This is a genomic window from Grimontia sp. AD028, from assembly GCF_000973155.1.
GTDB classification, from domain to species: domain Bacteria; phylum Pseudomonadota; class Gammaproteobacteria; order Enterobacterales; family Vibrionaceae; genus Enterovibrio; species Enterovibrio indicus.
In genome coordinates this window covers 1-11,432 of the sequence record NZ_LASY01000108.1, presented here as the reverse complement: position 1 = coordinate 11,432, position 11,432 = coordinate 1, and the positions used below count along the sequence as shown (strand labels likewise).

Sequence of the window (11,432 nt, the reverse complement as noted above, 5' to 3'; positions counted from 1 at the left end):
ACTCAAGCATCTTCAGGTCGTTTGGGTATTATGTAATCAGTGATTCTTACTTTTCAGCGTTCGCTTTACAGAGCGCGATAGCCTCTTCCAGCAATCCCAATGCGTTGGTTTCGGGTTCTGGAAGCGCAGCATCTGATTGGCTGATAGGCGTCACACGGTCACCCCAGCGAAGTACACCAGCCCCCCAAGTCAGGCCAGCACCGAAAGCGGCCATCAGCAAGGTATTGTTTGGCTGAACTCGGCCTTCTTCCACTGCTTCACAAAGCGCGATTGGAATGGTTGCCGCAGAAGTGTTGCCGTACTTGTGGATGTTGATAAATGCTTTCTCTAGCGGGATCTTTGCATGATCGCACAGCGCTTCGATAATGCGTTTGTTAGCTTGGTGCGGAATAACAACATTGATATCTTCCGGCGTCATGCTCGAACGTGAAAGCACTGTACCAGCAGCCGACCCCATACCTTTTACCGCGCGCTTAAAAATTTCACGCCCAACAAAATTGAAATCAAAATAACCATTGTCTTGTTCGAAGCGCGGCATCGCCGTACCAAACTCTGGGATGGCTAACACATCACGACCTTCTGAATCACAGCCGAGTTGTGCGTCGAGTAAGCCGACTTCTCTATCCGTTTTGCTGAGGATGACAGCACCAGCGCCATCACCAAACAGTACGGCCGTATCTCGTTTGCTCCAGTCGAGGTACCAGGTCAGGCGTTCTGCACCAATCACTAGTGCATGCTGATAGTTGCCTGATTGAATCATGCGGGTAGCGGTTTCAAGTGAATACAAAAAGCCGGTACACGCTGCGTTAAGGTCAAAAGCTGCGGCTTTTTTGGCACCTAGTTCAAGCTGTACTTTAGAAGCAATGTTTGGGATCAGGGTGTCAGGAGAGCAAGTGGCGACGATAATCAGGTCGAGGTCTTTGCCTTCAATGCCTGCCGCTGCCAGCGCATGTTTGCCAGCGACGGCGGCCATATCAGATGTATTTACGTGGCTAATGCGGCGGCTACTGATGCCGGTTCTGCTTGAAATCCATTCGTCGGAAGTTTCGATGAAGGTGCTGAGGTCGTTGTTAGTAAGTTCTGCCTGAGGTAAACACTTTCCCCAGCCAGTAATTTCTGCAAATGGCATGAGTTTCTCTTTTTCTCGTAATAATAAAAGCAGTTTACTCCCGTTACAGGGTTGAAACAAACGAGTGTTAGCAGGAAGTGATTTAAAACAAAAAAGTGGCCCGAAGGCCACTTAGGGGGATGGTTTACGGTGGCTTGTTCTAATTACCAGAACATCCAGGCAAACATAGCGAGAACAATGATGGCGACAACGTTCAGGTAGCTACCGGCACGCATCATTTCTGATTGTTTGATATGACCAGAACCGAACACAATCGCGTTAGGTGGTGTGGCAACAGGCAGCATGAATGCACACGAAGCAGCGACAGCAATCAAGGCTGACAGCACGACCGGAGACACACCCAGTGCTTCAGCGACTGTGGCGAAGACTGGCACCAGAAGCGCCGCACTTGCCGTGTTACTTGCAAATTCAGTCAGAAACACCACGAAAGCAACAACGGTCAGTAGAGTGAAGAAGATGCCTGCGCTTGATAAGAAACCACTCAGAGATTCCGCAAGGAATACGCTGGTTCCAGTCGCTTTCAGTACGTTACTCAGTGTTAAGCCACCACCGAACAGCAGCAAGATGCCCCAATCAGTCGTTTTCTCAATGTCTTTCCATTTCACCACACGGGTTGCACCCAACAGGATGATAGCAGTCAGTGCAATCAGCGAGTCAAACTTGCTTAGGCCGCCTAGCATTTGGTTGATTGGCTTGCTGAAAATCCAGCAGAACGCAGTGAAAGCGAAGATGGCGAGTGTCAGACGACGACCGTTCGTCCATTCGATAGGTTTGTGGTTGAGTTCAAACGTGTGGTTTAGGTTTGGTTTCGTCAGGAAGTAAAGCACTGCGATAGTGAGAGGAAGCAGCGTCAGCGTGATCGGAAGGCCAAGCTTCATCCATTGTGCAAAGTTCAGGTTAACTTCTGCCGCAGCGATCGCGTTTGGCGGGCTACCCACGATAGTCGCGATACCGCCGATACTTGCACAGTAAGCAATACCCAGTAGAACAAAAACATAAGTGCCACGCTCAGATTTAGCGTTAACCTTGCTCAGTACACCCAGTACCAGAGGAAGCATCATGGCTGTCGTTGCAGTGTTTGAGATCCACATGGAAAGGCCCGCAGTTACACCAAACAGCATCAGCACGGCTACGCTCATACGGCCTTTTGCCAATACCAACACTTTATCGGCAATCGCTTGGTCAAGCTTTTGTACATGAAGCGCCGCAGCCAGAGCAAAACCTCCGAGGAAAAGGAAAATAATTGGGTTGGCAAAGTTTGCCAGTGCGGCGGGGGTTTTGAATACACCCAGTACGACTGCCATCAAGGGAACGAGCAGGGCAGTGATGCTGACATGCAGGGCTTCGGTTAACCAAAGTACAGCGATAAAGACCAGCATGGACAGGCCGATAACGACGTTTTCTTCAAACGGTAAGACATTCATCAGAATGAAAAAGAGTGCAATGTCTGCAAGGAGGATCAAACTGTTTCTGTTAAACAGCCAATCTTTGAAAGCAAGGGTTAATGCTGTCATATGGGCTTCCTTCATATATAAGTAGGGCAACTTTCTTGTTTTGGTGGAAACGATGAATCAAGGTTTCCGCTATCGAGCATTTCGCTCTTTGTGGGTGCATTATTGCTGAAAGAACCAAAGGGTGAGAGAGGCGGAAGCCACAGGATTAACAAGATGTTGCGCGGATGTTTAAAACTGGGAGCTGATGTTTTTGGAATGGGTGGAAACCTACCCATCACTTTACTGGCGGAGTAACAGTGGTTATCTAATTGTCAGAAAGTGTTTCGTTGGGAATGCTTTCTTTTGGTCCAAGGAACTTGGGTTGTTCGTTTAATACATAAATGTCTAACACAGCCTTAACACGCGCCAAGGTTTCGCGGGCGCGGATTTTCATGCCTGCTGTGCCGCCGGGGCTTGGAACGGCCAGACAGATAGCATCAATATCGTAATAGTCAGCGATGAAAAGGGCTCGCTCGCAGTGGAATGCTTGGGTAACGAGGGTGAATTCGTCTGCATCAAACACCTTCTTAGCGCGAATAATGGAGTCCAGCGTGCGGAAGCCTGCATAGTCGAGGAAGATGCGATCATCCGGGATCCCAGCTTTCAGCATGTCCCGTTTCATCGTCCAAGGTTCGTTATAAGAGCGGTGAGCGTTGTCGCCACTGAGCAGCATCACCTCAACTTTTTTACTGAGATAGAGCTCCTGTGCGGCTTCAATGCGATAGGTGTAATAAGGGTTCAGTGTTCTGCCGATGTACTTGCTGGTACCCAGCACCAAACCGATATGGCGACTTGGTGTGTTATCGACCGAATTGTAGATGCGGTCTTTTGCCTGAAATGTCACCCAGAAATCCATTGCTGCGATAGCAACAAGAGAGGCGACAACAAGAGTCATGATTACAAAAGACGCTTTACGCAATGACATCACAGTAAGGGGAATTAAATATCAGCGGAAGAAACAGCAGGTTAAACCAAATTGAGCGAAATAACAAAAACAACCTCCGCAAAAGCAGAGGTTGTTTCAAATGGCGCAGATAGAGAGATTAGAACGACGTGCGTTTGTACTGACGGTACTTAGGCTGCCAGAAAATGGCATCGATACGTTCTTGCAAGGCATCTTCCGTCAGTTCCAGCGCTACACCTTGCTCAATGGCTTTCTTCGCCACTGCCAATGCAATTTGGCGGGACACAGAGTGAATCTCTTCAAGCGCAGGCAACAGTGGGCCGCGACCAAACTTGGCCAGTGGAGAACACTCAGCCAACGCGCGGCTGGATTCCATCAGCATTTCGTCAGTGACACGCTTCGCTTCGGCTGCCAACACACCCAGACCAATGCCTGGGAAAATGTAGCTGTTGTTGCACTGTGCAATGGTAAAGGTTTTGCCGCCATCCAGAACGACAGGCTCAAATGGGCTACCGGTTGCTACCAGTGCTTCACCGTTTGTCCAGCGAAGGATATCAAACGGCGTCGCTTCGACACGGCTGGTAGGGTTGGACAGTGGGAACACAATAGGACGTTCGCAGTTAGCGTGCATCGCTTTAATGACTTCTTCGCTGAACAGACCTGGCGCACCAGAAACACCGATAAGAACGGTAGGTTTTGCATTCTGAACCACATCGAGTAGCGAAATATTTTGGTCTTGCAGTTCCCAGTCTTTGATAGCAGATGACTTCTGAACCAGCTTCTGCTGGAAATCGAGCAGGTTTGGCATGGAATCCAACAGCAGACCCCAGCGGTCAACCATGAATACACGCTCACGCGCTTCGCCATCAGTGATGCCTTCAGACACCATCTGCGCAATGATCGCTTCTGCGATACCGCAACCCGCTGAACCTGCGCCCAGGAAGGTAATGCGCTGCTCGGAAAGCTTGGTGCCCGCAGCTTTACAAGCCGCAATCAGCGAACCAACGGTTACGGCTGCAGTACCTTGAATGTCATCGTTAAAACAACATACGCGGTCTTTGTATCGCTCAAGGATTGGCATCGCATTCTTCTGCGCGAAATCCTCAAATTGAATCAATGCATCAGGCCAACGAAGTTGTACTGCCTGAATAAACTCTTCGATGAAATCATCGTAATCTTGACCCGTCACACGTGTATGACGCCAACCCATATACATAGGGTCAGAAAGGCGCTGAGGGTTATTGGTGCCAACATCCAGAACAATTGGAAGTGTATAGGCTGGGCTGATACCCCCACATGCGGTGTATAGCGCAAGCTTACCGATCGGAATACCCATGCCGCCGATGCCCTGATCCCCAAGACCCAGAATGCGTTCGCCATCCGTTACAACGATCACTTTCACGTTGTGGCGCGAAGCGTTGTTGAGCATTTCATCGATGCGGTAGCGGTTCGGGTAAGAGATAAACAAACCACGGCCACGACGGTAGATCTCAGAAAAGTTTTCGCATGCCGCGCCAACCGTCGGGGTGTAGATGATTGGCATCATCTCAGAAATATGGCTGTTAACCAGTCGATAGAACAGGGTTTCGTTGGTGTCCTGAATATTTCGAAGATAGATATGTTTATCCATATCGTTTTCGAAACGGAGGTACTGCTTGTAGGCACGCTCGGCTTGTTCTTCGATAGACTCAATCGCTTCCGGCAAAAGGCCTTCAAGGTTAAAGAACATGCGTTCTTCGACAGAAAATGCACTGCCTTTATTCAGGAGAGGCGTTTCCAGTAGTGCTGGGCCCGCGTAAGGGATATAGAGAGGACGTTTTTGATTATGCATTGAGAAGACAACTCTGTTCTTTCAGAAGGTGATTAATACTAAAGTATAAGGCGTGAAAGTGTAGTGTTGTTAACCTTTGGTATTCAAGCGCATTTTGTTTTAAACGAGCAACTGAGCAGGAAAAGGTGAGCTGATGCAAACGCAAGGGGTGGAAAACGACACATACACACAAACACTAGGGTACACTCTCAACAAACCAGAAATACATATCAAAAGTCATGACTGACGGAATAAATCTCACGCTTCCTATCGATAGCATTCAACAAGACGTTGAACACATTCTCTGCGGCTCCAATCTAATCGTTCAGGCGGATACGGGAACAGGTAAATCGACCCGCCTGCCAGTGTGGGCCACAAAATTCGGTCGGGTATTGGTGATTGAACCTCGTCGGGTCGCCTGCACCAGCTTGGCCGGATTCGTCGCTGATACCTTGAACAGCCAAGTGGGAGAACGGGTTGGCTATGCCATCAAATTTGATTACCGCTTTCAGGAAAACTCTGAGGTGGTATTTGCCACACCTGGCGTGGTGCTGCGCTGGTTCAGCGAAGATAAGTTGAAAGATTTTGATGTGGTGATGATTGATGAATTTCACGAACGTCGCTCGGAGACTGATTTACTTGCTGCGTTGTTGGTAGAGCATAATCAGCATCGTTTGATCATCACGTCTGCGACCCTTGACAACCAGCGTCTTGAAGCCTACTTCAACGCCAAAGTGCTTATCGCAAGCGCAAGGAGTTACGGTGTCACTGCGTATCACCATGCACTCGACTCCCAGCATATGCCGTCGGGAAAATCGATTGAGAACCGTATTAAGCCGATTGTTGAAAGGGCGCTGGAGAGAGGTGGAGATGTGTTGGTTTTTCTGCCGGGTAAAAAGGAAATCAGCCAGTGCCAATCAATGTTAAAAACACTGGATGCAGACGTCATCCCTTTGCATGCATCTGTGTCTGACTCCGACCGGTTTCGTGCTTTGCACCAGTCGGAAAATCAACGTGTGGTGTTGGCAACGAATGTGGCCGAGACATCACTGACGATTCCAGGAATAGTGACTGTGATTGACTCCGGTATGGAGCGCCGCACACATCAGAGAAACGGGCGCACAGCTTTGGCTCTGCACGCGATATCAAAAGCCAGCGCCAAACAGCGCGCCGGACGAGCAGGCCGAGTTGCTGCTGGGTATTGTGAACGGTTATTCGGGGAACATGCACCTCTGGAGGCTTTTACACCACCAGAATTGGAAAGGGAAGACCTCACTGAGACCATGCTTGCGGCGGCGTGTTGTGGCTATAGGCTGGAAGATCTGACGTTTCTCTCCAAACTCCCAGATAAGTCGATGCACATTGCAAAAACAAGGTTGACTGAAATGGGAGCCATTGATGAATCTGGCAAGATCACAATGCATGGTCAGCGCCTCTATCCCTTGCCGATTGATAGCCTTTTCGCCCATCTCATTTCAGGCATGGACAGCAAATCGAACACCGAAGCCATGATTGACCTCGCAGCTGTATTGCAAACACCGATGACAGTCTGGAGGCGCAAAGCTGGCGAGCTACCACTGGACGAATATCGCCGTTGGAATACCCTTTCTTGTGACGTTGTCACATCAATTGCTGTGCTTCGTGGCGAGCAACCCGCTGAAATCATTGATATTGATGAGGTTGCGCTGGATGAGGCAAGGCGGCTCTCGGCCTCAATACGCGAAGCATTAGAGTTACCTCAATGGGAAGTCGCGAGTCGGTTTCATCGGGAAGCATTTCTAAAAAATGTGTTGTCGGTGTCTTCAGAATTAGCCTATGTCCGGCGCGAAAAACGTCAGCAAGCCTTTGGGAACGGCTTTAATGAAGTCACTTTAAGTCGAGATAGTGATTTCCCTGCGGATCCTCAGGCAGCCATAGTGTTTGATCAGTTTCACTTGGCGGGACGCGGTGTGAAACAGACAACCTCGTACGCAACCTGCATGGCACCGGTTCCGTTCGGTTGGCTTGTTGATGCTGGGTTAGGTGAAGAGTCCGTTTCTGATTTTGATGACAGCGAAGGCATGGTGGTCGATGTTATCGAGCGCATTTATGCAGGAAGGGTCATTGGCGAATACAGAAAAACGGCTCAAGGGGAAAGCCTCATTCGTGCGCTGGCGACACAAATCATCCATGGTGAACTTCTCGAGGGAACGGGCGAGCGTTTATCGAAAGAGGTGAAATACTGGAACCTTTATCAATCATTGCAAGATAGCGCCAATCGCCCTCAGGTAGATGTATTGTCTTGGCTTGAGCAGTCTCTAAGAGACTTGGGCGTTGAATCAGTCGATGATCTTGAACTTATTGATGGTGATGATTTTGTCTTCGAGGGCATTCCATCCTGGGAGTTTGATGATTTTGCCGAAAAATACCCGTTGGAACTGACGCTTGCTGAATTGAAGCTTGATGTTGAATATCTAAAGGGAAAACGGACTGTGGTGGTACATCATGTCGGCGGCACCAGGAAAGACGGGCCTAAACGATGGGAATTGCCGTCTTGGAGTGGGTGGAAGGTGCAATACAAAAAAGCCAGCCGCGTGATTGATGTGAGGTGAGGAAACGATCCTCAAAAGAGGCCTGCAATGGGCTCAGGCCTCTTTCTGGATGGCTTATCTCACGCGTTTAAAGTGAGACTTCACCATCGCGTCAATCAGCACTTCACTTTTGACCAACTCAAACTGTTGCCTGTGCTCGAGATCACCAAACAGCCTTGAGCCGCCGCCCAGCAATACTGGAATTTGGGTGATAACGAGTTCATCAATCAGATCTTCCGACAGAAAGCTTTGAATCGTCTTTCCGCCATCGATGTAAAGATTCTTGAAACCTTGCTCGTTGAGGCTTTTAAGGATCTCCGACAGTGATCCTGAAACCAAAAAAACTTTATCTTTATGGGAGTCAGGTATTTCTTTCATGGTATTGCTGAGCACAAACACGGGTTTGGTATATGGCCATTCACAGTCAAAACCGATGACGGTTTCGAAAGTCGTTCTGCCCATCACCAGCCCATCAATACCCGCCATAAATTGAGCCCAGCCAAAATCAGATTGTTCAGGGTTTGGAATGCTGTGTAACCAATCTAAGCCGCCGTCTTTGTCTGCGATATAACCGTCAAGGCTGGTCGCGATATAAACAATGTTTGTCATGTTAAGCGTCCTCGTTATCAACAAAAAAAAGCCATTCACCGAAAGGCAAATGGCTTTTCATTGGTTAGGCTGGGTTAGTCTCTGAAGTTATCGAACTGGAATGGCTGACCCAAATCAGCTTCACGGACAACTTGCATTGCTGCTTGAAGGTCGTCACGCTTTTTACCGGTTACGCGAAGCTTCTCACCCTGAATCTGAGCTTGAACCTTAATCTTGGCCTCTTTAATCAGCTTGACGATTTTCTTCGCAACGTCGGCTTCGATGCCGTTTTTGAAATGCACATCGCTGAAGAAAGTCTTACCTGAGTGAACCATGTCTTTAGGTTCCATCGCGCGGGCATCAACACCGCGTTTGGCTAGGTTACCGCGAAGGATATCCATCATTTGGTTAACCTGAAAGTCAGATTCAGCAGAGACTTTCACGACTTCTTTGTTGAGTTCAAAGCTTGCGTCTACGTTACGGAAGTCAAAACGGGTAGCCAGTTCGCGTTTTGCGTTGTCTACGGCGTTTTTCAACTCAACGGTATCGATCTCTGAAACGATATCAAAAGAAGGCATAGTAATTTCCTGATATTTAACTGAAGGTTGAGCTTATCACACACACTTGTTTAGCGTGAATTACGTTTCGCAATAGCGTCAGAAAGCATCTGCAGCATTTTTTCAGTGTCGTTCCAGCCAAGACATGGGTCTGTGATGGACTTGCCATACGTAAGGTCGCACAAGCTGTCTTTATCAGCGGCTTGGTTACCTTCTTCGATGAAACTCTCCGCCATGATACCAGCGATGAAAGTGTCGCCTTCGACCAGTTGGTTGCAAATGTCTGCAGCAACATCTAATTGACGACGGTGCTGTTTCTCACAGTTTGCGTGACTGAAGTCCACTACAAGGCGGGGAGTCAGACCAATTTCAGACAAGTTCGCTGCAGCACTCTCAACATCAGCTTTGTGGTAGTTCGGCTGATGTCCACCACGAAGAATAACGTGACCATAAGGATTGCCGCTGGTGCGGTAGATGGTCATGACGCCATTTTTGTCTGGTGAGCAGAACAGATGAGACGTTTGGCTTGAACGAATCGCATCAATGGCAATTTTAATGTTCCCATCGGTGCCGTTTTTAAAGCCAACCGGGCATGACAACGCAGATGCCATTTCACGGTGGATTTGTGATTCCGTCGTACGTGCGCCAATGGCTCCCCAGGTTACCAAGTCTGCAATGTACTGTCCGGTAATCATGTCCAGAAACTCGGTTGCAGTAGGCAGACCCAGCTTGTTCACATCCAGTAGGAATTTACGGGCTTTGAACAGCCCTTTGCGAAGGTTGCAGCTGCCATCGAGATCTGGGTCATTGATCATGCCTTTCCAGCCCACAACAGTGCGTGGTTTTTCGAAATAGGTACGCATGACAATGTGAAGTGTTTCTTTGTGTTGGTCTGCCAGCACTTTAAGGCGTTTTGCGTAGTCCAGACCCGCATCTGGATCATGAATAGAACATGGACCAACAACGACAAGCAGTCGGTTGTCGCGGCCAGTAAGAATATCTTCAGCTTGCTTACGAGCTTCGGCGATGTCTTGGGCAACACTGTCTGTAAGTGGGGATTCTGCTTCCACTTCTGCTGGGGTTGGCAGAGTGTCAACAGGTTGCGTTCTTAGTTCGTCAGTTTTAATCGGCATGGGCTCTGCCTTCCTTACGTCGGTGTTCTTGCGAAGGCAGTAAGATAGCAAAAAATCGGTGTCAGAAAAGCCATGATGTGGTCTTTCAGCGATTTATTCTTTCTATTGCATTTGTTTTGACCGGAAAGATTCGTAAACAACCGAGCTTTGTGCGGTCATCCGAAATCGAAAATTCATCTCGGATTTCTCTTGTAACAAAAGGGCTCTGTGGTATGTTTTCCTTTGGATGGACGAAAATCAGTCGCTTGCGAAGAATCGGCGTCGATAAACCATCATTTTCTTGCCACAACAGGCACTTAAGTTTCTACAAGGCAGTATTGGTGCGCTATGTCTCAAATGGATTTAACCTATTCCCACGTTTTTAAGAACTCCTCTCAACTGGAAGGTCACGACACGTCGTTTGGACTGGTCTCTCTCGGTGAATTGTATATCAATGCCATCGGAACTCATCCGTCAGCATTAGATGACAGTAATGCGACGAAGGACAAATTAGTGTCCTTGCTCGAAAGTGCTTACAAAGCAAACACTGACCGACCATTTCGTGTCATGTTGAACGACCAAAGCGCGCTGGCGTTAAAACAAATGCAAGGCGCAGATTCAGAGCCTGAGGAAGCAAACCCAGCGATGGGACTGCGTGGTGTTTCGCGCTATGCAAGTAAAGCAGGTAAGCCCGGATTTATTTTTGAGTGCGAGGTGCTTAAAAAGGCGATTCAGGACAAGAAGCTTCCTGTCGAAGTTGTTGTTCCTTTTGTTCGCACATCCAGCGAAGCTGCAACCATGATTGACTTGCTGGCAGAGCAGGGGCTTTGTCGGGGCGCAAACGGTCTGAAAGTGCTTTTGGCATGCCAGTTACCTGCTAATGCCGTGCTGGCAGAGGCTTTACTTGCGTATTTCGACGGCATCATCATCGATGTCGATAATCTTGCTGCATTCACGCTGGCAGTAGACTTTGGTGACGAAGCGCTACCGTATACATTCAACAAACACAATGAAGCAGTAAAGAGCCTGATCCGCGACACTATTCGTAAAACGCAATTGGCTGATAAGCCGGTTCAGATCCTTGCTCAAGAGTCTGACAAAGCGATTATCGAATTGGCAGAAGGGGCCAATGTAGAATTGATTTATACCCAAACAACCTGAAGATGCATGATTCAGCGAGTTTGACTGGTGTTGTGATCACGGCGTCCCTTTGCAGGTGTAGTCACCTCCATCAAAAAGGGACAACAACGAGCACGACGCCAGTCAACT

Annotated in this window: 9 protein-coding genes; 2 read left to right on the top strand and 7 right to left on the bottom strand. The window is 48.6% G+C overall.

All coding sequences use genetic code 11. The features are described from left to right. Positions 1-46: 46 nt before the first annotated feature. The 4 genes from RN22_RS20160 to RN22_RS20145 form a co-directional block, all read right to left on the bottom strand. On the bottom strand, positions 47-1,129 hold the full coding sequence (locus RN22_RS20160; protein ID WP_046307162.1) for a ketoacyl-ACP synthase III: 1,083 nt from the start codon (positions 1,127-1,129) through the stop codon (positions 47-49). A gap of 143 nt (positions 1,130-1,272) precedes the next feature. After that, entirely contained in the window at positions 1,273-2,643 is a 1,371-nt protein-coding gene (locus tag RN22_RS20155) for a DASS family sodium-coupled anion symporter (protein ID WP_046307160.1), read from the bottom strand. Positions 2,644-2,887: 244 nt separating this feature from the next. Continuing rightward, positions 2,888-3,547: a vancomycin high temperature exclusion protein gene (locus RN22_RS20150; protein ID WP_046307158.1), complete on the bottom strand. Its 660-nt coding sequence runs from the start codon at positions 3,545-3,547 to the stop codon at positions 2,888-2,890. Positions 3,548-3,665: 118 nt separating this feature from the next. Then, positions 3,666-5,357: an NAD-dependent malic enzyme gene (locus RN22_RS20145; protein ID WP_046307156.1), complete on the bottom strand. Its 1,692-nt coding sequence runs from the start codon at positions 5,355-5,357 to the stop codon at positions 3,666-3,668. A 218-nt stretch (positions 5,358-5,575) separates the two neighbouring features. On the opposite strand from RN22_RS20145, the gene RN22_RS20140 reads away from it, so the two are divergent. Then, positions 5,576-7,927 (top strand): helicase-related protein, encoded by a 2,352-nt coding sequence (locus RN22_RS20140; RefSeq protein WP_046307154.1) that lies wholly within the window; start codon positions 5,576-5,578, stop codon positions 7,925-7,927. 54 nt (positions 7,928-7,981) lie between these two features. Here RN22_RS20140 and RN22_RS20135 read toward each other — a convergent pair whose 3' ends face one another. The 3 genes from RN22_RS20135 to RN22_RS20125 form a co-directional block, all read right to left on the bottom strand. Beyond that, positions 7,982-8,515, bottom strand: coding sequence for a dihydrofolate reductase family protein (locus RN22_RS20135; RefSeq protein ID WP_046307152.1), 534 nt, complete (start codon positions 8,513-8,515; stop codon positions 7,982-7,984). A gap of 74 nt (positions 8,516-8,589) precedes the next feature. Beyond that, positions 8,590-9,072, bottom strand: a complete 483-nt coding sequence (locus tag RN22_RS20130; RefSeq protein ID WP_002539371.1) for a YajQ family cyclic di-GMP-binding protein — start codon at positions 9,070-9,072, stop codon at positions 8,590-8,592. A 50-nt stretch (positions 9,073-9,122) separates the two neighbouring features. Next, positions 9,123-10,184, bottom strand: a complete 1,062-nt coding sequence (locus RN22_RS20125; RefSeq protein ID WP_046307150.1) for a 3-deoxy-7-phosphoheptulonate synthase — start codon at positions 10,182-10,184, stop codon at positions 9,123-9,125. Positions 10,185-10,511: 327 nt separating this feature from the next. Between RN22_RS20125 and RN22_RS20120 the strand changes: the two genes are divergently transcribed. Then, positions 10,512-11,324 carry a putative PEP-binding protein gene (locus RN22_RS20120; RefSeq protein ID WP_046307149.1) on the top strand — a complete coding sequence of 271 codons (813 nt, stop codon included), beginning with the start codon at positions 10,512-10,514 and terminating at the stop codon, positions 11,322-11,324. The last annotated feature ends 108 nt before the right edge of the window (positions 11,325-11,432 follow it).